Raw genomic sequence first — 25,459 nt, 5'->3', positions numbered from 1 at the left:
AGTAAGTTTTAAATATGTTAAACTAAAAACATAGTTACAAAACTAATTAAATAGTTTATAAACTAAAAGTATAGTTTAAAATAATTATTGTCATGCCGCTGCTAACTTTTATCAATGGCTTTACACAAAGCCCATTTCGTTGTATCTTCATATTTATAAATTAATTACACGTTATTGTGTGATACCTTAATTTTACCGCAATGAGAAAACTGATGGCAGTAATTGCCTTTTTAATATTGAGTTCTAATATAGTTTTGGCTCAGGCTAAATTGGTTAATGGCATTTGGCATGCATCGGTTAAAACGGCATCCGGAAAACTAATTCCTTTTACTTTTGAGGTAAAGGGCGATGCCGGCAAAAAACAACTGGCCATTATAAACGGGAGTGAGCATTTTTTGGTGCCTGATGTTAAAGCCGAAGGCGATTCGGTGTTTATCCACATGCCTTTGTTTGATTCGGAATTTAGGGCCGCTTTTGTTGGTGATGATTTAAAGGGCCGTTGGATAAGACATTTACCAAAGCAAGATTTGCTGTTTGATTTTGCCGCCGAGCCTAATCAAAATTATCGCTTTTTTAAAACTACTGCTAAACCGGCCTTTAATGTTAACGGGCGGTGGGCTGCCATATTTGCCAGTGGCGATACCACAGTAGCCGAATTTAAACAGCAGGGTGCGCACCTAACCGGCACCTTTTTAACCACAACCGGCGATTACCGTTACCTTGAAGGCGTAGTTGCAGGCGATAGCCTTTATTTAAGTTGTTTTGATGGCGGCCATGCGTTTTTATTCACCGCTAAAATTAGGGATGCGCAAACGCTTACCGATGGTAAGTTTTTTGCAGGTTATACCAGTAAAGACCAATGGACAGCTATAAAAAACGCCAATGCCAAATTACCGGATGCCTACTCGTTAACGGCCCTAAAGCCTGGTTATAAAAAGGTGGCATTTACTTTTACCGATCTGGATGGCAAAAAGGTATCATTAACCGACGATCGCTTTAAAAACAAGGTCGTTATTTTGCAGATGATGGGCTCGTGGTGCCCAAATTGTATGGACGAAACGGCCTATATGGTTAACTTTTACAAAAAATATCATGCTAAAGGCGTTGAAGTTGTTGGCCTGGCTTACGAACGAAGCACAGATTTTAACCGATCGAAAAAAAGTATTGAACAGCTAAAAAATCGCTTTAACGTACCTTATCCGTTACTGATAACGGGCTATACTAACGACAAGGCCGAAACCGGTAAAAGCTTACCCATGATGGCTAATTTTTTAGCTTTCCCTACAACTATTATTATTGATAAAAAAGGAGATGTGCGTAAAATACACACAGGTTTTAGCGGCCCCGGAACCGGAGACCACTATGCCGAGTTTATTAACGAGTTTGAAAAACTTAACGACGATTTGTTAGCCGAAAAATAATTATCTGCTTTTTTCCAAACTATGGAAAAGCATTTTAATTAAAGCCAGCGCAATGGCAAAAAGTGCCGCCGAAAAAAAGCCGTGTACATAAAAGCCGTTTAATATATGGCTCACCAGTAAAACCATAAACACGCTTATAATAAACGATATCAGGCCCAGCGTTAAAATATTAAGCGGAAAGGTAAGTATGCGTAAAATTAAGCCGATAGTTGCATTTACCACGCCAAGCAAAATGCCTGCTATTAAAGCTGTTAAATAACCATTAACTACAACGCCCGGTATAATTTGGGCTACAATAAGGATAGCCAGTCCGGTTAAAAATATTTCGAGTATAAATTTCATCATTTTATATTTGAAGATACAATTGTACTAAAAAGCTTTATGATATGCCACGCCTGATACTTTGTTTTTTTTTGCTTGTATTTGTGGCCTGCCACGCGCCATCGGTTAAGCAAAACCAGGGTGTCAATATACGCCTCGCGGCCGATTCGCAATCGGTTTGTATTACGGGGCTCGATTATTCTGTTTTGCAGGAGATGAAAAAGGACTCGCTTACAACCGAAAACTGGCAGGGAATATTCCCGGTTTACCACATGCCTGCCGATACCGATATGAAGGACCTGCAAAACGAGCAACCTGGAAGTTACCGTGTAGCCGATAGCACCATCACCTTTACGCCCGATACCGCCTTTAAAAAACATCAGCAATATTTTGCGCGTTTTTACGGCAACACAACAAACTTTAGCACGTCAAATTTAATTCGTTCTAAAACCAATTTAAAGGGGCAAAACTATACCGAGGTAGTGTTTAAGTTTTAAGTTATGCTTTGGCGGCTGTAACCGGTAGTCTATCGCTCGGCAGTAACCTTATTGGTTAGCGTTACAAAATCGGCAACGCTTAAACGTTCGGCGCGCAAGTCAAGCAGTGGGTGGTCGGTTATTTTTTCCTTTGGTATTAGGGATGATATGGCATTGCGCAAAGTTTTACGGCGCTGGTTAAAGCCCGCTTTCACCAATTGCCAAAACAATTTTTCGTCGCAATCTAATTGCGGGGTTTCATTCCGCGATAAGCGTATCACTGCCGATAGCACTTTGGGTGGCGGGTTAAACACACCGGCCTTTACGGTAAATAAATAATCAACCTTATAATAAGCCTGCAAAAAAACGCTTAAAATGCCATACTCTTTACTGCCGGGTTTGGCTGCGCAACGCTCGGCAACCTCTTTTTGAAACATGCCTACAACTTCAACCACTTGCTGCCGGTTGTCTAATACCTTAAATAATATTTGCGATGATATGTTGTACGGAAAGTTGCCGATGATAGCAAACGGGCCGGTAAAAGTTTGGCTAAAATCCATCTCCAAAAAATCGGCATTAATAAGGCGGCTGCCTAAAGCCGGGTATTTTTTTTGCAGAAACTGAAAGCTTTCGGTGTCAATATCAATCAGGTACGTTTCATATTCGGTTTTTTTGAGCAAAAAATCCGACAGGATACCCATGCCGGGACCAACTTCAAGCACCTGTTTATAGCTATCGGTTAGTTTAAGGCTGTTCACTATCTTTTCGGCAATATTTTTATCCGTTAAAAAGTGTTGCCCCAGATGTTTTTTTGCCCGTACTATACTCATTATATTATACTTTACCGCAAATAACGTCATATTTGTGCTTTGTTAAGGTAATGAGGTTTAAAATCTTTTACTTTGCGTGTTAAGAAAGGCGATTGTAGTAGCCGGTAGGCTGACGACGAAATCGAAGAATAGAATCGGTGTAGTTAAAACTACATCGGTGAAATCATAAACATATGAGCGACAAATTAAAAATAGGAATAAGCATAGGCGACGTTAACGGTATTGGGCTTGAGGTAATTATTAAAACCCTTGCCGATACTAAAATACTGGATTACTGTACCCCCATAGTTTATGGGCACACCAAGGTGGCATCTTTCCACCGTAAAGCTTTAAAACTTAACGATTTTAGTTTCAATGTAATTAACACTCCGGCGGAGGCCAACCCAAAGCGCGCCAATATTATTAATTGCTGGGAAGAAGATGTTAAAATTGAACTTGGCCAATCAACACCAACAGGCGGTAAATACGCATTTTTGTCGTTAGAAAAAGCCACAACCGATTTAGTTGCCGGTGATATAGATGCCCTAGTTACGGCGCCCATTAACAAACACAATATACAAAACGAAAATTTTAAGTTTGCAGGCCATACCGAATACTTGCAGGAGCGTGCCGGCGGCCATGATTCGTTAATGTTTTTGGTTAGCGACGACCTTAAAGTTGGTGTAGTTACCGGCCACATCCCGGTTGGCGATATTGCAAAAAATATAACCATCGAGGGCATCGTATCAAAGCTTAAGATGATGAACGAAAGCCTGAAAAAAGATTTTTGGATACGCAAACCCAAAATTGCAATATTGGGCCTAAACCCCCATTCGGGCGACGACGGTTTGATAGGTAACGATGAGCAAACAACCATTAACCCGGCTATTAGCGAAGCTAAGGCACTCGGTATTTTAGCTATGGGCCCGTATGCGGCCGATGGCTTTTTTGCCAATGGTGCGTACCTTAAATTTGATGCCGTGCTTGCTATGTACCACGACCAGGGCTTGATACCCTTTAAACAAATAGCTTTTGAAAATGGCGTAAACTTTACCGCCGGTTTAAATATTGTACGTACCTCGCCCGATCATGGTACAGCTTATGATATTGCAGGTAAAAGTGTTGCTTCCGAAATCTCTTTCCGCGAAGCTTTGTTTTCGGCCATACACATTGTTAAACATCGCCGCGAGTCTGCCGAATTACTCGAAAATACATTAACCTTTACCAAACTCAGCAGGGATAGGGATTAAGTAAAAGTATAGCTGTATTGGTAGCAATTGCTCATGCACCTGTACTTTGCTATACTCCTGTTTTATTGTTTTTGGTATGCTTGGTAGCCCCCAAGGCTGTGCAAAAGCGTTTAATGTGGTTTAGATTTTAAACTAACTACTCCTTTATTGGCTTAAAAAAATGCTTTAAATTAACTGTAATTGCATAAAAAATACCTGTACGTCAAGGTATAACATGTTTTTTACACTATAGTTAAAACAATTAACCCCATAGTGTTTTTATGTTTGTTGATGAGTAGTAAGTTTAAAAGCCGAATCCAATCGATAGACATATTCAGGGCTGTAACCATGTTCCTGATGATTTTTGTGAACGACATTGACGGCGTACCTGGTGTGCCCGAATGGATAAAACACGCCGGCGAACGAACGGATGGCCTGGGTTTGGCCGATATTGTTTTCCCTGCGTTTTTATTTATAGTTGGCTTATCAATACCGCATGCCATACAAGGCAGGCTCAAAGCCGGAGAGAGCAAGCGTAACATAACGGGTTACATTATTAGCCGTTCGGCCATACTCATCTTTATCGGGTTTATGCACGCCAATATGGAAACCTACAGTGCCGATGCCGTAATACCCGAAACGTGGTGGGAAATACAAATTACACTAAGCTTTTTTTTAATTTGGATGGATTATCCTCCCAATACCTCAAAGGCGTTGCGCTATGGGCTACGCGGGGCGGGCATAGCGCTGTTAATTGTAATGTGCGCGCTTTATAAGGGTGGTACAGCAGCGGCACCCACGTGGCTGCATTTTAGCTGGTGGGGTATATTGGGCTTAATAGGCTGGGCCTATTTATTATGCGCACTCATTTACCTGTATTCCGAAGGTAATTTGCTGGTGCTGGTTACCGCCTGGGTGTTTTTCCTGCTCTTTAACCTCGATTTTCATTTTGGCTGGCTTGGCTTTTTAAATGGTACGCAAAATTACCTGGGCCTTGCCGGCAATGGGGCAATGCAAGCGTTTACGGCGTCGGGGCTGGTTATATCGTGCCTGTATGCCTGGTTTATGCGTAATAAACAGCCCCGGTTAATTTGGGTAGCATTGTTACTCATGTCGCTCATTTTATTTAACATGGGTTTTATGGTGCGCTTTTTTAGCGGCGGGATATCAAAGGCCGGCGATACCCCGGCATGGGTAATGATATGTACCGCAATTAATATTTTAGCCTACGGTGCTTTTATGTTTTTTATGGATATGCGGGGTAAACAAAACTGGTTTAGCATTATTAAACCTGCCGGTACAAGTACGCTAACCTGCTACCTATTGCCCTTTTTATTTTACCCCCTTTACCAAATGACCAACATAGGCTACCCCGATTTTGCCACCCACGGCATTGGCGGTTTAATAAAATGCCTGCTGTTTGCCTTTTTAATGGTTTGGCTGGCTGGCAGATTAGAAAAATGGCATATCAGGTTGAGGATATAGTGATTTGGGATTTTGGATGGCCGATTTCGGATTTGCCAGATTATGGTATATCAAAGATAAGAATGAGCATTATGCCGCGTTAGCGATCGTAGTGGAAAGCCCGGAGTGAGCTTCTATCGGCGAACGAGGACTTGGAACGAAGAGCGCGGGCCGTAAGGCAACGCCCTAACATATCACGTAATGCAATTGCTTGTAAACTTGTTTAGTTGGTGCCCCTATCTATTAAAATAATTCAGGTTTTTTACATCTAACCCTAGCACTGCGGCGCTCTGTGCGCTTTGTGGTTTAAAAACCAACTTTAAATCGGGATTGAAAATTAAAAAGAAAACAATCAAAAACCGTTCATACAGTGCTATTTACGCATTATTATAATAGCACTCGTCGCTATCTTCTCCATTTTTTAAAAAACTCTTTCCACTTGTGTTATTTTTCCTAAATTTGCGGGCTAATTATCGCTCGTTGAAATCGCTCAAACCATATTCGATTCCCTACACTGGGCTCAAACTCGGAAAGCATTCTTTCGATTTTGAGATAACTAAGGCCTTTTTTGATGAATTTGAATATTCATTAGTAAAAAGTGGCAAATTAAATTGCCGTGTTGAACTGGATAAGCAGGAAACAATGATTATCCTTGATTTTAAAATCAGCGGTACCATTGATATGGGGTGCGACCGTTGCCTTGCCGAATACCCGCAGGTAATTGAAACCGGCGAGCGGGCGATAGCCAAGTTTGGCGAAGTGGAGATAGGGGATGATGAAGTAGACATTATTACACTCAGCAAAAACGATCACGAGATCAACGTAGCTGGTTTAATATACGAATATATAAATGTAGCGGTGCCGTTTGTGGCGGTATGCGGCTATGAAGGTAAAACGCAGTATTGTGATATAGAAATGCTTGACCAGTTAGATAAGCTGGCAAGCGGTGAAGAACCACCAAGTGAAGATGCGGACCCACGGTGGGACGCGCTTAAAAAAATTAAATAAAATAGTAATACCAACAAGTTATGGCACACCCGAAACGGAAAATATCCAAATCAAGAAGAGACAAGCGTAGAACACACTACAAAGCCGAAGCTCCTACTTTAACTACCTGCAAAACTACAGGTGCTGTACATTTACCGCACAGAGCTTATACTGTTGATGGTAATGTTTACTTCAACGGAAAAATACTGATTGAGAATACTGCTGCAGTTTAAGTTAATTTTCTGAAATGAAGATTGGCTTAGATATAATGGGCGGCGATTACGCACCCCAGGCGACTGTTTTAGGTGCAATTGCGGCTCACGGGGCCTTATCGGCTAACGAACATCTTGTTCTGATAGGCGATAAGGAGGTGGCTGTAAATATTCTTCAGGAAAATAATTTTAATCCCGATCATTTCGAGTTTGTGCATACAACCGAGGTGATTGGTATGGGTGAGCATCCTACAAAAGCCGTAGTGCAAAAGCCAAACTCCAGCATAAGTGTTGGTTTTAGGTTATTGAAGGAAGGTAGCATTCAAACTTTTGCATCGGCGGGTAACACCGGTGCCATGCTGGTGGGCTCTATGTTTAGCGTAAAAGCTATACCAGGCGTTTTGCGCCCGGCCATGACGGCTATTGCCCCTAAATTAAAGGGCGGCCTAAACATATTGCTTGATGTAGGTGCTAATGCCGATTGCAAACCCGAAAATTTATTGCAGTTTGGCATATTAGGCAGCCTTTTTGCCGAATCTATTTACAATATACCAAACCCACGCGTGGCTTTGATGAATATTGGTGAGGAAGAGGAAAAAGGTAATTTGCTTTTACAGGCCACTTATCCGTTATTTAAGGAAACCAAACTTTTTAACTTTGCAGGTAATGTTGAAGGACGTGATTTATTTGGCGACCATAGCGATGTTATTGTTTGCGACGGTTTTACAGGTAACGTGGTACTTAAAATGGCCGAATCGTTTTACGTAGTTGCGCTTAAAAAGCAATTTAAGGATGACTTTTTTGATCGCCTCAATTACGAAGAGTATGGCGGTAGCCCAATATTAGGGGTTAACGCCGCGGTTGTGGTTGGTCATGGCATCTCAACTCCAAAGGCCATAAAAAACATGGTTCTTCTGTCACGAGACATGGTCGAGAGCGGCCTTGTTGATAAAATCAAAAAGGCTTTTCAATAAAAAGGAATTAGATGAATAAAATTCATGCTGCTATAACGGCAGTTGGTGGTTACGTACCAGATTACGTTTTAACAAACCATGAGCTGGAAACTATGGTTGATACCAACGACGAATGGATAACATCCCGTACCGGTATTAAAGAGCGCAGGATACTAAAAGGCGAAGGCCTGGCCACATCAGACATGGCTGTACCGGCCGTTGAAGAATTGCTTAAAAAAAGAGGCATCAGCGCCAGCGAAATAGAACTTATTATTTTTTGTACCTCAACGCCCGATATGCCTTTCCCGGCAACGGCAAATATATTGGCCGATAGGATAGGTGCTAAAAACTCCTGGGGATATGATTTAAATGCAGCCTGCTCGGGTTTTATATTTGGGCTTGCTACAGGTGCCGGTTTTATTGAGAGCGGTAAATATACTAAGGTTTTGGTTGTAGGTGGCGATAAAATGTCGTCGATAATTAATTATGAAGACAGGGCAACCTGTATTATTTTTGGTGATGGCGCAGGGGCTGCCCTGCTTGAGCCCAATACCGATGGTTACGGAATAATAGATTCTATTTGCAAAACCGACGGATCTGGCCGTGCCTACTTAAATCAAAAAGCTGGCGGGTCATTACACCCAGCCACGCGCCAAACTGTTGATAACAAAGAACACTTTGCATTTCAGGAAGGCCGCACTGTATTTAAGTTTGCGGTAACCAACATGGCCGAAGTTGCCGCCGATGTAATGGAACGCAACGGTCTAACCGCTGATGATGTTAACTGGTTGGTACCCCACCAGGCCAATAAACGTATTATTGATGCTACAGCCATACGTACCGGTGTACCTACCGAAAGGGTAATGATAAACATTGAAAAATATGGCAATACCACCAACGGTACCATCCCCCTTTGTTTGTGGGAATGGGAAAGCAAACTAAAAAAGGGCGATACCCTTATTTTAGCTGCTTTTGGCGGAGGCTTTACCTGGGGCTCCATTTATTTAAAATGGGCCTATTAATAAATGTACAAATGCGCTAACGTGTACACGTGCAAATGATATGAAACAATGTTGTACATTTAAACATTATAAACAGAGGTCTGTCAAAATAAATATCAGTAAATAAAAAGCATTTACGCATGGGCACATTTGCATTTTCGCACATCAAAATACGCATATTTGCACATTAAAATATAACTTTATCCAAAACACCCACATACCTAATCAATGGATATTAAACAAATTCAGGAACTTATCCGCTTCGTTGCCAAATCGGGCGTAAACGAAGTTGCAATTGAGCAAGAGGATTTCAAGATCACAATTAAAACCAACCAGGCACCAACAGTAGTACACGCAACTGTGCCACTTGCAGCAGCACCGGTTGCCGCTCCTGTAGCCTCTGCACCTGCCGAAACCGCACCCGTTGCCCCGGTTGGTCCCGATACTTCAAAATATATTACAGTAAGGTCGCCCATGATAGGTACATTTTACCGTTCGGCCGGCCCTGATAAACCGCTGTTTGTAAACGTTGGCGACGAGATAGCTGTAGGCAACGTGACCTGCATTATCGAAGCAATGAAACTGTTTAACGAAATCGAGTCGGAAGTTGCCGGCCGTATAGTTAAAATACTGGTTGATAATGCATCGCCGGTTGAATACGACCAACCTTTGTTTTTGGTTGAGCCGGTTTAGTATTTAGTTACTAAGTTATTGGTTATTAGGTTATTATTTTTTATGACCTGATAATCCTTTTAACTATTAACTCAATAACCCAATAACTCAATAACTAAATCATGACAACAAACACATTAGCTAATAATAATATGTTTAAAAAAATATTGATAGCTAACCGCGGTGAAATTGCCCTGCGAATTATTCGTACTTGTAAAGAGATGGGCATTAAAACTGTTGCTGTATACTCAACAGCAGATCGTGATAGCCTTCATGTTCGTTTTGCCGATGAGGCCGTGTGTATCGGTCCGCCGCCAAGCCGCGATTCGTATTTAAACATTCCCAATATCATTTCTGCCGCCGAGTTAACCAATGCCGATGCTATACATCCCGGTTATGGTTTCCTTTCGGAGAATGCAAAGTTTTCGGCTATTTGCGCCGAATACAATATCAAATTTATTGGTGCTACCGCCGATCAGATAAACGCCATGGGCGATAAAGCTTCGGCTAAAGCCACTATGGAAAAAGCCGGTGTGCCAACCATTCCCGGTTCAAAGGGCTTGGTTAACGATATTAAAGAAGGCATTGCAATAGCAAACAAAATTGGCTACCCTGTAATACTCAAAGCAACTGCCGGTGGCGGTGGCCGCGGTATGCGCGTAGTTTGGAAAGACAGCGAATTTGAACCAGCCTGGGATTCGGCCAAAGCCGAATCGGGAGCGGCCTTTGGCAACGATGGTTTGTACCTGGAAAAATATGTTGTTGATCCGCGCCACATTGAGATACAAATTGTAGGCGACCAGTATGGCAAAGTGTGCCATTTATCTGAGCGTGATTGCTCAATACAACGCCGCCATCAAAAGCTGGTAGAAGAAGCACCTTCGCCATTTATGACAGAAAAACTCCGTAAAAAAATGGGTGAGGCTGCTATAAAAGGTGCTAAAGCCGTAAAATACGAGGGTGCTGGCACGGTTGAATTTTTAGTTGATAAGGATAGGAATTTCTATTTTATGGAAATGAATACCCGTATACAGGTTGAACACCCTGTTACCGAAGAGGTAATTAACTTTGATTTGATAAAAGAGCAAATTAAAGTAGCATCGGGCGTGCCCATATCTGGCAGAAACTATGAGCCAACTATGCACGCCATTGAGTGCCGTATTAATGCCGAAGACCCGTTTAATAACTTTAGGCCTTCGCCGGGTAAAATAACCAATTTCCATTCGCCGGGCGGCCATGGTGTGCGTATTGACACCCATGTTTACACCGGTTATGTAATACCACCCAATTACGATTCGATGATAGCTAAGGTTATCTGCATGGCTCAAACCCGCGAAGAAGCGTTAAGCACAATGGAGCGCGCCCTTGGCGAATTTGTGATAGAAGGTGTTAAAACTACCATACCTTTTCACTTAAAACTTTTAAAAGATCCAAATTTTAGGGCCGGTAACTTTACCACCAAGTTTATGGAAACTTTTGAATTTTCGGAAGACTAATAAAACCATAACGATAACTTAAACCGTAAGTACCATTCTACGTTATAGAACTATAATTAAGAATGGTACTTTTGTTTTTAATACACATATGAGTAAAATATTAGATGCCATAAGGGGCAAAGCAAAAAGCATGGAAGGCGAAATGTCGTTTTTCGATCACCTTGAAGTGTTGAGATGGCACCTCATTAGGGCGGCGGTAGCAGTAATTGTTTTTGGAGGTTTGGCGTTCTACTTTTTTGATGATATATGGCAAAAGATCATTATGGGCCCCAAAACCCCGAGTTTTGCTACTTACCGTTTTATGTGTTATATGGGCCAATTGCTGCACAGCGATGGCATGTGTATTACCAGCATTCCCGGCAAGCTTCAAAGCAACGAAATGGCCGGGCAATTTTCCCTTCAAATTAACGCTGCCTTAATACTGGGCATTACCTGCGGGTTTCCCTATCTATTATGGGAAATATGGTCGTTTGTTAAACCCGCCCTTTTAGAGAAAGAACGCAAGGCAGCCAGCGGTTTTGTATTTTTCGCTTCGGCTTTATTTTTCTTAGGTATATTGTTTGGTTATTTTGTGGTTGCGCCATTGTCTATCCACTTTTTAACCAATTACCAGATCAGTCCCGATATAGAAAATATTTTCACTATCGATTCGTACGTAACCTCCGTTGCCACTCTTACCCTGGTTAGCGGCGTGGTTTTCCAGTTGCCCATAGTTATATTTGTACTGGCAACCATAGGCATTATAACCGACAAGTTTATGCGCGAAAAGCGCAGATATGCCATCATCATTATACTTATTGTTGCCATGCTGGTAACCCCAACGCCCGATGTAACCACCATGTTGGTCATCAGTATGCCATTGTTCGTTTTATACGAGATTAGCATTATTGTAGCTAAGCGCGTGGTGAACAAGAAAAAACAAACAGAATTAGAATTTTTTGGTAAAGCATAATGACCGATCTAAAAATAGCCATTGGCAGCGACCATGCAGGTTTTGCATACAAGCAGCAATTATTACAAACCTTAAAGGTTAAGCAAATAAAAGATTTTGGCACCTATGATGCCAGCTCGGTTGACTATCCGGACTTTGCGCACCCTGTTGCATTGGCCGTTGAAAGCGGTGAGTTTGACTTGGGCATATTGGTTTGCGGAAGTGCAAACGGTGTGGCCATTACCGCCAACAAGCACCAGGGAATACGCGCGGCTATTTGCTGGAACGAGGAATTGGCCAGCCTTGCACGCAAGCATAACAACGCCAACATCGTATGCATTCCCGAGCGTTTTATATCGTTTGAGCTTGCACAGCGTATTATCGAAACATTTTTTACAACAGAATTTGAAGGAGGCCGCCATGCCAACCGTGTAAATAAAATGTTGTGCTAAGGCAATAGCTTTTTATTAAAATCAATTGCTAAATTAGCTATCGCAATAATTTACTGCGCTGCACACCGGCGCAGTATTAACTGACCCATAAATATCATACCTAATGAAAAAAATAAACACCGCATTAGCGGCCTTGTTATTTTCGGCTTGTGCATATGCGCAAAACCCTACAGCAATAAAATACGCTAAGCTTATTACTGCCCAAGATGCTAAAAAACACCTTAGCATTATAGCATCCGATGCTTTTGAAGGGCGCGAAACGGGTAGGCCGGGCGCAACTATGGCGGCAAATTACATAGCGGCCGAGTTTAAAAAATTGGGTTTGCAGGCTCCGGTAAATGGATCGTATTTTCAGGATGTGCCGCTAATTGAAACTTCGTATAACGTAAAGTCGTTCTCGGTTAATGGTACAGCATACACTTATAAAAAAGATTTTTATACAGGCGCATACACTACCGGTACCACTACCGACAATAACTTTTCGGCTAAAGAAATAGTTTTTATAGGCCACAAAATAGGTGGTGATGTAGCCGCCGAGCTTGGTGCCACTAACGTTACCGGCAAGGCAGTTTTATTAATAAACGACGGCGAAACACCGCAAAATATTACCCGCCGGATAGCACTTATCCAAAGCCAAACGCCATCGTTTATTATAGCAACAGCAACAAACGTTGCCGCTATGCTAAAAAGTCCGCGCATGGCGGGGGCCAATGTACCGCGCATGGGGCTTAAGCCCGATAAGCCTGCCGCCATACTTGCGCCGGTATTTTACGTTACTCCCGAGGTTGCCAATCAGTTATTAATCAACCTGGGTAAAACAGTTGATGCATTAAAAGGCACCGCAGATGCTGCACAACCAAACCAAAACATTAAAGCCGATATAGCTGCCACTATAAGTACCACAAGTACCCCTGCAAAAGCGGTTGATGTACTGGGCTATTTACCGGGTACCGATTTAAAGAACGAGGTATTGGTGTTTTCTGCACATTACGATCATATCGGCTTAACCAAAACCGGCACCGATAAGGTAAATAACGGTGCTGATGATGATGGATCGGGCACAACTGCTATTTTAGAAATTGCCCGGGCTTTTGCCAAGGCAAAAAAAGACGGACATGGCCCGCGCCGCAGCATTTTGTTTTTAGGTAACGTGGGCGAAGAAAAAGGGTTATTAGGATCTGAGTACTATACAGATCATCCGGTTTTTCCGTTAGCTAATACCATAACCGATCTTAATATTGATATGATTGGCCGCGTGGGTTTTGATTATATTGGTAAGCCAGATTCGGCCAATTACGTGTACGCTATAGGCTCAGGCATGCTAAGTTCCGAGTTGCATAACATTAACGAGGCTGCCAATAAACTTTATACCAACCTGGTTTTGGATTATAAGTACGACGATCCCAACGATCCTAACAGGTTTTATTACCGCTCAGATCATTACAACTTCGCCAAGCATGGCGTACCTATTATTTTTTATTTCAATGGCGTACATGCCGACTATCACCAACCCGGCGACGAGGTGAGCAAAATTAACTTCGCGTTGCTGGCTAAACGTGCCCAGCTTGTATTTTATACCGGGTGGGAACTGGCCAACCGCGACAAGCGGCCCGTTGTTGATGTGAAGTAATTTTTTGATCTATAATATCCGAATTTTAAACCCGTAGTTATTGTGATGTCATCCTGTGCCAAACATGGGATGACATTTTTGTTGATCATTCAACAACCTTTTCTATACAAAAATGTTATTTTAGCTAATATGAAAACCATCGCGGAAGAATTTGTAGTTGCATCGGAAAATAAGGTATTTGATACAGATCACCGCCGCATTATTAACTTTAATATTGGCAAGTATGATACTGCTGTTGGCCGCGGTTTATCGCGTATCAGCAATCTGGAAAACGCCAAGCGCAAGGCCCATTTGGTGAAATGGAAAGTTATCGAAAACCTTGACAAGGTACTGCCTGAGTTTGAAGGTAACTTTCAGCGCCGGGGTGGTAAGGTAATTTGGGCAAATGATGCAGCCGAGGCACAGCGCGAAATATTGGCCATAATGAAACGTGCCCATGCTAAAACGGTTGTTAAATCCAAATCGATGGTTACAGAAGAGATTCATTTAAATGAGTTTCTGGAAAGTAATCATATTGAATCGTTAGAAACCGACCTGGGCGAATACATTGTACAGCTGCTTGGCCAAAAGCCCTACCATATTGTTACCCCGGCAATGCACCTCTCGAAAGACGATATTGCTAAATTATTTCATGAGCGTTTTGGCACTCCGGCAGATGCTACATCAGAACAGATAGTGTTGAAGGCGCGCGAATTGCTGCGCGAAAAGTATTTAAGGGCCGACGTGGGCATTACCGGCGCTAACTTTTTGATAGCCGATACCGGTAGCATAGCGATAAGCGAAAACGAAGGCAATGCCCGTTTAAGCACCACTTTCCCTAAAATACATATTGCTATTGTTGGTATCGAAAAGATAATCCCATCAATGGCCGACCTTGATTTGTTTTGGCCACTGCTGGCCACGCACGGTACCGGGCAAAATTTAACAGTTTACAATACAATTTTGAGCGGCCCGCGCCAACCCGGCGAAACAGACGGCCCCGAAGAAATGTATGTGATATTGCTGGATAACGGGCGCACTAATCTGCTCGCAAAAAAAGACCAGCGCCAGGGCTTGTACTGTATTCGTTGCGGTGCGTGTTTAAATGCCTGCCCTATTTATAAAAATGTTGGCGGGCACACTTATAATACGCCGTATAGTGGCCCTATAGGTTCGGTAATAACGCCGCACATGCGTGGCATGGAAGATTTTAAACACCTGAGCTATGCCTCAAGCCTATGCGGTGCTTGCTCTGAAGTTTGCCCCGTAAAGATTGATATACACAAAATGTTGCTGATTAACCGGCATGATGCAGTAAAAGAAGAATTGAACACCAAAAAGGAAGGCCGCGCCTGGGGCATGTGGAAAAAGGCCATGATGAGCCGCAAGCTAACCGACTTTTTTGGCGGATGGACAAAAAATGCTATCCTTAAAATGTTTTTTAAAAAAACCTGGGGAAGTTTTAGAACCATGCCTAAAGTTGCCGAAAAATCGTTTAGTAAGCAATGGATGGAGAAGGAGATAAACGGGAAGTAACAGCAATCCACAAAACAACGATATTTATTCACTATTGATGTGATTGATTATCATTGATTTGCATTAATAATTTACCTATTGATGAACGAAAAAAATGCAGCGGTAGAGCCTAATTTGCGTGGGCTTTTAGTTGCCGACTATGTTACAATTATGTTGGCTTACTGGGACAAAAACCTTGTTTGCCGCTTTGCTAATGCTGGCTATTATACCTGTTTTGGTAAAACCGGCGAGCAAATGGTTAATAAAATGACCCTTAGACAGCTTTTGGGGCCGGTTTACGAACAAAATTTACCTTACATTTTAGGTGCCCTTGCCGGCGAAAATCAAAGCTTTGAACGCGAACTAAAAACACCCGGCGGCAAAAACATGGTTTGTTTTGTAAACTATTTCCCTGATAAAGTTGATGGTGAAGTAGTTGGTTTTTTTGCCCACGTTAGCGATGTTAGCGAGCAAAAGGTGGTTGAAGAAAAACTGCGTGTGAGCGAACAGGCTTTTCGCGGTGCTTTTGAATACGCCGCTACAGGTATGGCACTTGTTGATATTACCGGAAAGTGGATAAAGGTAAACAATTGCCTAACCGAGATGATTGGTTATACAACCGACGAGTTATTGAACCTCACGTTTCAGGATATAACGCACCCCGATGACTTAAACAAAGATCTTTATTTATTGGACGAACTATTAGCCGGGCAAAGGGAACATTACCACATGGAAAAACGGTATTTCCATAAAAATGGGCATATTCTTTGGACAATTCTGGCTGTTTCGTTGGTGAAAGATAGAAAAGGCAACCCCCTGTACTGTATATCGCAAATTACAGATATAAGCCAGCGAAAAGCTGCCGAAGAGAAATTGCAAAACGTAGTTTCAAAGTTGCAAGCAATTTTAGAAGGTAGTTCCCAGGTTTCAATTTTAAGCACCAATTTAGATGGCATCATTACGTCAATAAACAAAGGTTCCGAAAACTTGCTTGGCTATACTGCTCAAGATCTTGTGGGTAAATTTACTCCGGCTGTACTGCATACAGCCGAAGAAATAGAGGAAAGATCAAATGAACTTACTCTGCTTTTTGGAAAAGATATTCGTGGTTTTGATGTTTTTGTTGAATTTGTAAAACAGGGCCGTTTTGAAACCCGCGAATGGACTTATGTACGAAAAGATGGCACGCACTTCCCGGTTCAGTTAATTGTTACTGGTATAAAAAACCAGCAAGGCCAAATAACCGGTTATTTAGGTGTGGGGACAGATATTAGCAAAATTAAAGCCGTTGAAAACGAAGTTAAGGCGGTGCTCGATTTAACTAACGATCAAAACAAACGCCTTCTCAATTTTGCTCACATTGTGTCGCACAATTTGCGGTCGCATTCAAGTAATTTGAAAATGTTGCTTGATTATATTAAAACCGAAGACAACGAAGAGTCTCGCAGGGAGATTTTCGGGATGTTGAACGATGCGGCATCAAACTTACAGGAAACCATTACACATTTAAATGAGGTAGTTGCCATAAATACCAATCTCGAAGAAAGCTTGAAAACGCTTAATCTGTGGTCGGCGGTAAATGGTGCCATTGGTAGCATTAATGCTTTGTTAAGCGGTGCAAACGGTATTTGTATTAATAATGTAGATCCGGATGAGGAAATTAAAGGTTTTCCTGCGTATATAGATAGTGTTTTATTGAATACCCTAACCAATGCCATCAAATACCGTTCGCCCGCTCGGCAGTTGGTTATTGAGGTATTTGCAAAGCGTATGGGTAATTTTGTTGTTTTATCAATACAGGATAACGGATTAGGCATTGACCTGGAAAGAAACGGCGATAAAATATTTGGTATGTATAAAACCTTTCACGGTAATAAAGATGCCCGCGGCATTGGGTTGTTTATAACCAAAAACCAGGTTGAAGCAATGGGCGGCAAAATGGAGGTAGAAAGCCAGGTTGATAAAGGCAGCACCTTCAAAATATTTTTAAATGTACATTGAGCTAATTTAAAATTAGCTCAATGTAATAGCTATAAACAGTTCTATAACGCTTTCAATATCCCAAACTCCAAACCGCGTAACTCTGCTAAACCACGCAGGCGGCCAATAGCCGAATAACCGGGATTGGTTTTCTTTTTCAAATCGTCAAGCATTTGGTGGCCGTGATCTGGCCGCATGGGGATGCTAAGTTTGCGGGTTTGCATTACGTGTACCAACTCTTTCACCACATCGTACATAGGTACATCGCCTTCCAGGTGGTTATCTTCGTAAAAGTCGCCGTGTTCGTTACGTTTGGTGCTGCGCAGGTGTACAAAGTTAATCCTATCGGCAAAGTGGCGCACCATGGCAGGCATATCATTATCGGGCCTAACACCAAACGAGCCGGTGCAAAAACATAAGCCATTGTTTAACGATGGCACGGCTTTAACAAGGGCATCAATATCGGCTTTGGTGCTTACCACGCGCGGTAATCCTAAAATTGGATACGGCGGATCGTCGGGGTGTATTACCATTTTTACTTCGTGCTCATCGGCAACAGGCATAATTTGCTGTAAAAAGTAAATGAGATTGCTGCGCAGTTTATCGGCATCAATGCCCTGGTAAGCATCCAGTGCCTGCTGAAATTGTTCGAGTGTGAAACTCTCTTCGCTGCCCGGTAATCCGGCTATAATGTTACGTTGCAATAGCAGTTTTTCATCATCGCTCATGGCATCAAAACGGCTTTTAGCGCGTTGCAGCTCATCGGCGGTATAAGCTTGTTCGGCACCTTTGCGTTTTAACATAAAAACCTCAAAGGCAATAAATGCAGCTTTTTCAAAGCGGAGTGCTTTAGAGCCATCTTCAACCGTATAAGCCAAATCGGTACGGGTCCAATCCAACACAGGCATAAAGTTATAAGTAACTATATTAATGCCGCAGTGCGCCAGGTTAATAAGCGATTGCTTGTAGTTTTCAATGTATTGCTCAAAGCCCTGGGTTTGCGTTTTAATGGCTTCGTGTACGGGTACGCTTTCAACAACGTTCCAAATCATTCCGGCAGCTTCTATTATTTGCTGGCGTATTTTTATTTCTTCAACAGGCCAAACCTGGCCATTAGGTATATGGTGCAGGGCAGATACTATGCCCGTGCAACCCGCCTGGCGTATGTCTGCCAGTGAAACAGGATCGTTAGGACCATACCAACGCATGGTTTGTATCATGCCGAGGGGTGCTTGTGTGTTGTTTGATGTAGTGCTCATATTATTGATTTGATTTCACCGATGATCTTTTGATTTCACCGATTAATTAAACGCTAAAATAGCTAATACAAGCACAATGTTTTACAATAATGTTGGCCTAAACTTCAATAATTATTGCACTTGCCAAATAGTTATCAATTGGTATTCATCATTTGCAATCTGCACATTTGCTCATGTGGCCATTAGCATTTGTACACCCTGCACATTTACTAAATCTGCACATTTAAAATAATTATTGCACGCGCCAAATAGCATCAGTAAACCAATTTTTAGCATCAAAAAGGTATTTTACCGTTTGGAAGCCGGTATTGGCCGCCATGCTTTTAATTTGTTCGGTGGTAAATTTTTGCGAGATCTCCATGTAAATGTATTCGTCCTTTTGGAAGTGGATAGACTCGTTGTAATCGGCTAGGTGAACTTTTTGATCGGCCAAACTAATGAGATAGCTTTTGCAGGCTCCGGTTTCAGGGTCGTAAGTAGGGTAGTGGTCAAATTGCTCTACCTTAAAATCGGCTCCGAGTTCTTTATTAATCCTGGATAGTAAATTGAGATTGAATTTTTTGGTGATGCCATCGCCATCGTTATAAGCGGCTAAAATGGTTTTTGGATTTTTTTTGAGATCGAACCCAATTAAAGCCATATCTCCCGGCGAAAGGCTATTGCGCAACTCATGGCAAAAAGCTTCAGCTTCGGCAACCGGCATGTTGCCAATATTCGAACCCAAAAACAGTACTACTTTACGCTTATTTGATAAGGTTGCCGCCTTTTGCAGCATTTCAAAATATTCGCCGTTAAGGCCCCGGAAATTTAGGCCCGGCAGTGTTTTAGCTAAGTTGGTATCCAGTTCTTCAATTACGTGAGCCGAAATATCAATAGGCAGGTAGGTGAACTTTATACCTTCATCTAAAAGATACTTTAACAGGTAGGACGATTTCATGGCATCTCCAGCGCCTAATTCTATCAAGTCGAAATCATCCTGATCGTTGCCGATGATGGATTTGGCTAAAGCGGCGGTTTGATTTTTAAATATATCCAGTTCGCAATTGGTAGGGTAGTATTCGGCACAATTCATCAAGTCCTGAAAAAGCTGATCGCCGATGGCATCATAAAAATATTTGGAATCCAAACGTTTTGGTGTTGATGTTAGGCCTCTCAACACATCTTCATGAAACTGATTAACCGCCGTGTGGTTATGGTTTGAACCGTTGAGCGATAAAGTTACTGTATTGGTATCCATATGGTTTGGTATGATGTTTTTATGATTTGGCCAACCGTATTCCGCAATACAGCCAGCGTAAATTGGGATGGAAAAAATTTCGGTATGTAATGCGCCCATGCCCCGGTGATGTAGCGTCAGACGCTCCGCGTAGCACCTTTTGGCTCACCATAAACTTGCCGTTGTACTCGCCAATGGCCCCTTCTGCCTTGCTGAAACCAGGGTAGGGCAGGTAAGCGCTTTCTGTCCACTCCCAGCTTTTGCCCCAGTTAAATAGAGTTGCAGCTACTTCCCACTCAAATTCGGTTGGCAGGCGCAGGCCTTTCCATGCGGCGTAAGCGTATGCTTCGTAATAACTGATGTGGCAAACCGGTTCGTCCATAGCTACGGGTTTTAATCCGGCCAGGGTATAATTATGCCAGCCGCCATCAATAAAGTGCCAGTACATGGGTGCCTCAATCGTGTTGGTTTTAACCCAGTCCCAACCCTCGGCATGCCAAAAGCGGAAATTGTGGTAACCATTGGCATTAATAAACTCCAGGTACTCGGCATTGCTTACCATAGCGGTGCTTATTTGGTAATTATTTAAATAAACCTTGTGGCGGCTTAGTTCGTTATCAAAACAGAAACCTTCACCTTCAAAGCCAACCTCGTAAACACCTTCGGCAATGTTTATCCATCCGGCAGGTTTTTGCTCAAACGCCGGTGCCTTATAATGCTTATCGTAAGCCGGGAACAAAGGGTTGTGACCCAAAATGTATTTAATATCGTAATATAGCAGTTCCTGGTGCTGCTCTTCGTGGTTAAAACCCAATTCAAGCAACTCTTTAATCTCGGGCGATGGTTCAACACATAAAAAACTTTCCATCGCTTTGTCTACATATTCGCGGTATTTGTAAATATCGGCAACCGTTGGCCGGCTTAAATTACCCCTGTCTGTACGGATAACGCGGTTGCCTACGGTTTCGTAATAGCTGTTAAAAACGTAGTTATAATCGGGATCAAACTCCTGGTAGCCCATCATGTTTGGCTTTAGTACAAAGGTTTCAAAAAACCAGGTTGTATGCCCAATATGCCATTTAGGCGGACTAACATCAACCACCGGCTGCACAACGTAATCTTCAATTTGCAGCGGATTGCAAATTTGTACACTTAGCTGGCGTACCTTGTTATAGCGGTCAATCAAGTTCATATATTACTTCTTATCCAAAAAGGATTTAAGGTTACTAATTGTTTTAATATTTAAAGCTTCGGCTTGTTTACGGCGCATCATTAGCGCGTAAGCATTATTAAACCCTACAGGTTTTAACCATTGAATATGGTATTTGGTTTTAAACTGCGTACTCACGTAATTGTAAACTTTTTGCTTATCGCCGTTTAGGCTGTCAATAGTTTTTGCTTTTGCCTGTAGCATTACCAATAAGCCCGTTCCGGTATATTCCGGGTAAAAATCAATCTGGTTATTGGTAAGGGCATCAAAGCATATTTTGGTACCGCCCAAGCCTGTTTTGGTGGATACATTATAATTGGTATTACCTTTTATAAGCATACTGTACATGCTGGCCAAAATGTATTGCTCGCCAAATATTTTAGAGCCAATAACCACGGTGCCGTTGTTGCCGTTTTGCGGTTGTTTATATAAACCTTTTGCGGTGAGAAAATCTTGCGCTACCTTTTCGGGGCTTTGGTGCAGGTAATCAACCCGGTAATTCAGTTCAGTCATGATCGAGTCTGTAATATGTCCCGAAAGGAGATTTAAAGTTTCGGCAAGTTTAGGGAACTTTTTGAGTGCCGTGCCCGATACGATGGGCGCACAATAGTAAGGTGGGAAAATGCCTTTATCGTCGGTAAGTACCACCAGGTTAAAAGCTTTTAAACGGCCATCTGTGGAGTAGCCGCTTATCACATCCAAATGGCTTTCATACGCCGCCTTGTACATTACGGCATCGCTTATAACTACAGTGTGGATTTTTAGTCCGTACTTTTGTTTCAGGCCCAAATCGCCGTCAATACGGCCCATAAATTCGGGCGTAAACCCAGCGGTTAATTTGCCGCCATAGGCAGAAGGTATTAAATAAAAGCAAGCCAGAAATAAAATTATTACCGGCGAGGCCCAAGTAACCGGGCGCATTTTTTTGAAATTGATATTCTGTATCCGCGAAAGCAGAAAATCGAAAATAATAGCCAGTAAAGCCGACGGTATGGCCCCGGCCAATATCATGTTGGTGTTGTTGAGCGATATGCCGCCAAATATAAACTCGCCCAGGCCACCCGCCGCAATTAACGATGCCAGTGTAGCCACGCCCACATTAATAACCGTAGCAGTACGTATTCCGGCTAAAATAACGGGCATGGCTAAAGGTAGTTCAACTTTTATTAGTATTTGCCGGTAACTCATGCCCATGCCTTTGGCGGCTTCTTTAATAGTAGCATCAACCTGTGTAATGCCCGTGTAGGTATTGCGAATGATAGGCAGCAAGGCATACAGAAACAAGGCAAATATGGCCGGCTTTGCGCCGATACCTAAAATGGGTATTAAAAACCCTAAAAGGGCAATACTTGGTATAGTTTGCATAACCCCGGCAAAACCCAGCACAGCACCGCTAAATTGCCTGCGCCTTGCAATAAATATACCTAAAGGTAAACCAATTAAAATAGCAATAAACAACGATGTAAAGGTTAAGCCTATATGTGTTAAGGTTTGCCCGATAATTTTATCAGACTCCTGACGCATAAAATCCCACAAGCTTTGTTGTCCTTCTTTCATCAGGCTTCGGCAGTTTCGTATTGATAAAAGGCAGCCATTAAACCATTAAAAGTTAAGGTTTTGGTCTGTCCGTTTGCCGGATTTGCAGCCGTTAAGGGTTGTTTGGCATTTGCTGTAAGGGTTTCTAATACCTCCCAAACGGTGAGGTTTTTATTGATAGCGGTGTGGGTTTCGGCCAAATCATCCGGCAGGGAATCCCAAACATCAAATAAAGTAACCGCTTTAAACTCCAATTGCAACCGCTGTTTGGCTAAAAACTCTTTAACAAAATTGTTGGCTGGTTTAAATAGTAGTTCGGCGGGTGTTCCGGTTTGCACAATGCGGCCCTTATCCATCAAACAAATACGATCCCCCAGTTCAAAGGCTTCCTGTACATCGTGGGTAACCATAATAATGGTTTTGCGCTTCAGTTCGTCCAACTCTTTAAATTCGCGGCGTATTTTAAAACGGGTAACCGGGTCCAACGCGCCAAAGGGTTCGTCCATTAACAGTACTGGCGGGTCGGCCATTAAGGCCCGGGCCAAGCCAACTCGTTGCTGTTGCCCACCGCTTAGCTGATCGGGATAGGCATTGAGCTGTTCTTTTTGCAGATGGATCTTTTCAATAAGTTCATCAGCTCTGTTGTTTATTCGTTTTTTGTCCCAACCCAAAAGCTGCGGCACAATGGCCATATTTTGCGCAACGGTATAATGCGGAAAAAGGCCATTATTTTGCAGTACGTAGCCGATACCGCGTCGCAATAGTTCCGGGCTTTGCTGATAAATGCTTTTACCGTTAACCGAGATGTCGCCCTTGGTGGGTTCTATCAAACGGTTTATCATTTTAAGCGTGGTGGTTTTACCACAACCGCTGGTGCCCAATAAAATAAGGTTTTCGCCCTCTTTTACATCAAATGAAATATCATCAACCGCCTTAACCTTTCCGAAATGTTTGCATAAGTTTTTAACAGCGATCATATTATAGCTGACTATGATTCTAACTTCATGAACAGATTATTAAGCGATTCGGAATAGATAGGATGTGCAAACATCATAAACCGTATCTCATCATAAGTAATGCCGCCCATCATAGCCATTTGCATTACCGACATAATCTCGCCACCTTCCTGGCCCAAAATGGCTACGCCTAATATTTTTTTAGTATCGGCGTTTACTATTGCTTTCATAAAGCCGCGTGTTTCGCCAACTTCTATGGCGCGGGCAACATGCTCCATAGGTAATTTTGCTACTTTGTAATTTATGTTGAGCTTTTGGGCTTCGGCCTCGGTAATGCCAACGCGGCCAAGTGGCGGGTCGGTAAACATGCAATAAGGTATCAGCCGGTCTTTTATGCTCAGGTTTGCGCCTGCAACAATATTCCGGTGGACTATGGTATAATCGTTATAGGCAACGTGGGTAAACGCTGGGCCGGGTTTAACATCGCCTAAAGCATAAATGCCCTTAATGTTGGTTTCGAGCTTTTGGTTAACCTTGACATATCCCTTTTCGTCTAAGGTAACACCGGCTTTTTGCAATTGTAAAGCTTCGGTTTGCGGTTTGCGCCCTGTAGCTATCAATATATGCGAGCAGGTTATATGCTTCTTTTTCCCTGCAATTAATAATTCGGCTTCAATTTCGCCATTTGTTTTTTTGCCGAGTAGCGAAGCTTTTGCATCGGCATAAAAGGTGATACCTTCGCCTTGCAATATGTTAACTATTTCTTCGGATACATCCTCATCTTCTTTAGGTAATGCGCGTGGTGAGGCCTCAAGCATCGTTACCTCGCTGCCAAACCTGCGAAACATTTGGCCAAACTCCATACCGATATAGCTTGCGCCGATGATGAGTAAATGCTGCGGTACGGTTTCCAACTCCAATATAGAGGTTGACGTAAGGTAATCGATATTGTTTAAACCCAGAATATTAGGAATAATGGTTTTTGCTCCTGTATTTATAAAAATCAAATCGGCCGTATATTCTTCCGTTCCGCCATCGGTTAGCTTTACGCTGATGGTTTTTGCTCCGGTAAATACAGCTTCGCCAAAAATGAGATCGAGCCCTTTGGTACCTTCCAGGCCTTTTTGTGCACCATTATGAAAGGTTTTAACAATACCGTCTTTACGTTTTTTTATCAGAGGTAAATCAACCGTGAAGCCTTTAATGTGTATGCCCATATCGTCGCACTTGGCAGCGTTGTAGGCCAGCTTGGCCGATGCAATCATGGCCTTTGTAGGCGTGCAGCCGTTGTTAATGCAGGTGCCGCCCACAAGCCCTTTTTCAAAAATAGCAGTTTTTTTACCCGCCATAGCCAATCGCTTAGCTAAAGGGGTGCCCGCCTGCCCAGAGCCTATAACAATAGCATCGTAAGTTTTCATTTGCTTACCTGCATTCCTCTCCAAAAAGTTGCGTAACTTTTAATGCCAGTAATGTGTTTAGTAGAAAGCTCAAAACAGTTTTTGGTAATGCTATTGCATGAAAAATAGCACTTTTTTTCGATAGTAATAATATTGTGCCCGATGGCTATAATCAAGTTGTTCCAAACGGTTTCCATTAAGGCAAAGGGTTTTGATGATATGAATATACGCAGTTATATTTGTGTTACCATTAATGTTTAAGCTGCGCCAGCGTTAAAATTTGATAACTACAGTAAAAGGAAAATTTGTATTTTTTGTTTTATAAATAATGGCTGTAACAGCCAGTTTATAGTTTAG

General features: G+C 42.4%; 23 protein-coding genes. 15 read left to right on the top strand and 8 right to left on the bottom strand.

The features are described from left to right. Positions 1-200 precede the first annotated feature (200 nt). Positions 201-1,421 carry a peroxiredoxin family protein gene (locus BDD43_RS01350; RefSeq protein WP_121195873.1) on the top strand — a complete coding sequence of 407 codons (1,221 nt, stop codon included), beginning with the start codon at positions 201-203 and terminating at the stop codon, positions 1,419-1,421. On the opposite strand, the gene BDD43_RS01345 is transcribed toward BDD43_RS01350, so the two are convergent. Then, positions 1,422-1,766 carry a phage holin family protein gene (locus BDD43_RS01345; RefSeq protein WP_394339620.1) on the bottom strand — a complete coding sequence of 115 codons (345 nt, stop codon included), beginning with the start codon at positions 1,764-1,766 and terminating at the stop codon, positions 1,422-1,424. Between the two features lie 41 nt (positions 1,767-1,807). Between BDD43_RS01345 and BDD43_RS01340 the strand changes: the two genes are divergently transcribed. Further along, positions 1,808-2,239, top strand: a complete 432-nt coding sequence (locus BDD43_RS01340; protein WP_121195870.1) for a hypothetical protein — start codon at positions 1,808-1,810, stop codon at positions 2,237-2,239. Positions 2,240-2,268: 29 nt separating this feature from the next. On the opposite strand, the gene rsmA is transcribed toward BDD43_RS01340, so the two are convergent. Beyond that, entirely contained in the window at positions 2,269-3,048 is a 780-nt protein-coding gene (rsmA, locus tag BDD43_RS01335) for a 16S rRNA (adenine(1518)-N(6)/adenine(1519)-N(6))-dimethyltransferase RsmA (protein ID WP_121201841.1), read from the bottom strand. A 173-nt stretch (positions 3,049-3,221) separates the two neighbouring features. On the opposite strand from rsmA, the gene pdxA reads away from it, so the two are divergent. From pdxA to BDD43_RS01270, 13 genes are all read left to right on the top strand, one after another. Continuing rightward, positions 3,222-4,277 (top strand): 4-hydroxythreonine-4-phosphate dehydrogenase PdxA, encoded by a 1,056-nt coding sequence (gene pdxA, locus BDD43_RS01330; RefSeq protein WP_121195869.1) that lies wholly within the window; start codon positions 3,222-3,224, stop codon positions 4,275-4,277. A gap of 270 nt (positions 4,278-4,547) precedes the next feature. Beyond that, entirely contained in the window at positions 4,548-5,741 is a 1,194-nt protein-coding gene (locus tag BDD43_RS01325; protein ID WP_121195867.1) for a DUF5009 domain-containing protein, read from the top strand. Positions 5,742-6,200: 459 nt separating this feature from the next. After that, positions 6,201-6,728: a YceD family protein gene (locus tag BDD43_RS01320; RefSeq protein WP_121195866.1), complete on the top strand. Its 528-nt coding sequence runs from the start codon at positions 6,201-6,203 to the stop codon at positions 6,726-6,728. 20 nt (positions 6,729-6,748) lie between these two features. Then, positions 6,749-6,940 carry a 50S ribosomal protein L32 gene (gene rpmF, locus BDD43_RS01315; RefSeq protein ID WP_121195864.1) on the top strand — a complete coding sequence of 64 codons (192 nt, stop codon included), beginning with the start codon at positions 6,749-6,751 and terminating at the stop codon, positions 6,938-6,940. A 14-nt stretch (positions 6,941-6,954) separates the two neighbouring features. Continuing rightward, entirely contained in the window at positions 6,955-7,893 is a 939-nt protein-coding gene (gene plsX, locus BDD43_RS01310) for a phosphate acyltransferase PlsX (RefSeq protein WP_121195863.1), read from the top strand. An 11-nt stretch (positions 7,894-7,904) separates the two neighbouring features. Next, positions 7,905-8,894, top strand: coding sequence for a beta-ketoacyl-ACP synthase III (locus BDD43_RS01305; protein ID WP_121195861.1), 990 nt, complete (start codon positions 7,905-7,907; stop codon positions 8,892-8,894). Between the two features lie 207 nt (positions 8,895-9,101). Then, positions 9,102-9,566 carry an acetyl-CoA carboxylase biotin carboxyl carrier protein gene (gene accB / locus BDD43_RS01300; protein ID WP_121195860.1) on the top strand — a complete coding sequence of 155 codons (465 nt, stop codon included), beginning with the start codon at positions 9,102-9,104 and terminating at the stop codon, positions 9,564-9,566. A gap of 131 nt (positions 9,567-9,697) precedes the next feature. Beyond that, positions 9,698-11,041: an acetyl-CoA carboxylase biotin carboxylase subunit gene (gene accC / locus BDD43_RS01295; protein WP_121201840.1), complete on the top strand. Its 1,344-nt coding sequence runs from the start codon at positions 9,698-9,700 to the stop codon at positions 11,039-11,041. Between the two features lie 88 nt (positions 11,042-11,129). Beyond that, positions 11,130-11,993: a twin-arginine translocase subunit TatC gene (gene tatC / locus BDD43_RS01290; RefSeq protein WP_121195858.1), complete on the top strand. Its 864-nt coding sequence runs from the start codon at positions 11,130-11,132 to the stop codon at positions 11,991-11,993. Continuing rightward, the gene (gene rpiB, locus BDD43_RS01285; RefSeq protein WP_121195857.1) at positions 11,993-12,424 is read left to right on the top strand and encodes a ribose 5-phosphate isomerase B; all 432 of its coding nucleotides are present in this window, start codon (positions 11,993-11,995) and stop codon (positions 12,422-12,424) included. Before tatC ends, rpiB begins: the two co-directional genes overlap by 1 nt. Before the next feature lie 103 nt (positions 12,425-12,527). After that, on the top strand, positions 12,528-14,054 hold the full coding sequence (locus tag BDD43_RS01280) for a M28 family peptidase (RefSeq protein WP_121195855.1): 1,527 nt from the start codon (positions 12,528-12,530) through the stop codon (positions 14,052-14,054). 129 nt (positions 14,055-14,183) lie between these two features. Then, positions 14,184-15,569: a LutB/LldF family L-lactate oxidation iron-sulfur protein gene (locus tag BDD43_RS01275; protein ID WP_121201839.1), complete on the top strand. Its 1,386-nt coding sequence runs from the start codon at positions 14,184-14,186 to the stop codon at positions 15,567-15,569. 81 nt (positions 15,570-15,650) lie between these two features. Further along, the gene (locus BDD43_RS01270) at positions 15,651-17,549 is read left to right on the top strand and encodes a PAS domain-containing sensor histidine kinase (protein WP_121195854.1); all 1,899 of its coding nucleotides are present in this window, start codon (positions 15,651-15,653) and stop codon (positions 17,547-17,549) included. Between the two features lie 41 nt (positions 17,550-17,590). On the opposite strand, the gene uxuA is transcribed toward BDD43_RS01270, so the two are convergent. From uxuA to BDD43_RS01240, 6 genes are all read right to left on the bottom strand, one after another. Beyond that, positions 17,591-18,787 carry a mannonate dehydratase gene (uxuA, locus tag BDD43_RS01265; RefSeq protein WP_246001399.1) on the bottom strand — a complete coding sequence of 399 codons (1,197 nt, stop codon included), beginning with the start codon at positions 18,785-18,787 and terminating at the stop codon, positions 17,591-17,593. Positions 18,788-19,019: 232 nt separating this feature from the next. Continuing rightward, the gene (locus tag BDD43_RS01260) at positions 19,020-20,024 is read right to left on the bottom strand and encodes an L-histidine N(alpha)-methyltransferase (RefSeq protein WP_121195852.1); all 1,005 of its coding nucleotides are present in this window, start codon (positions 20,022-20,024) and stop codon (positions 19,020-19,022) included. Between the two features lie 19 nt (positions 20,025-20,043). Next, positions 20,044-21,195 carry an ergothioneine biosynthesis protein EgtB gene (gene egtB, locus BDD43_RS01255; RefSeq protein WP_121195851.1) on the bottom strand — a complete coding sequence of 384 codons (1,152 nt, stop codon included), beginning with the start codon at positions 21,193-21,195 and terminating at the stop codon, positions 20,044-20,046. Positions 21,196-21,198: 3 nt separating this feature from the next. Then, a complete protein-coding gene (locus tag BDD43_RS01250) occupies positions 21,199-22,770 on the bottom strand; it encodes an ABC transporter permease/substrate-binding protein (protein WP_121195849.1) in 1,572 nt (523 codons plus the stop codon). Further along, on the bottom strand, positions 22,770-23,726 hold the full coding sequence (locus BDD43_RS01245; RefSeq protein WP_121195848.1) for an ABC transporter ATP-binding protein: 957 nt from the start codon (positions 23,724-23,726) through the stop codon (positions 22,770-22,772). Before BDD43_RS01245 ends, BDD43_RS01250 begins: the two co-directional genes overlap by 1 nt. An 11-nt stretch (positions 23,727-23,737) precedes the next feature. Continuing rightward, complete coding sequence (locus tag BDD43_RS01240) at positions 23,738-25,123, bottom strand: mercuric reductase (protein WP_121195846.1); 1,386 nt, start codon at positions 25,121-25,123, stop codon at positions 23,738-23,740. Positions 25,124-25,459: the final 336 nt, after the last annotated feature.

This window comes from Mucilaginibacter gracilis (genome assembly GCF_003633615.1).
Taxonomy (GTDB): Bacteria; Bacteroidota; Bacteroidia; order Sphingobacteriales; family Sphingobacteriaceae; genus Mucilaginibacter; species Mucilaginibacter gracilis.
Note: the sequence above shows the minus strand (reverse complement) of the source record. Positions and strands in the feature narration are given on the sequence as shown.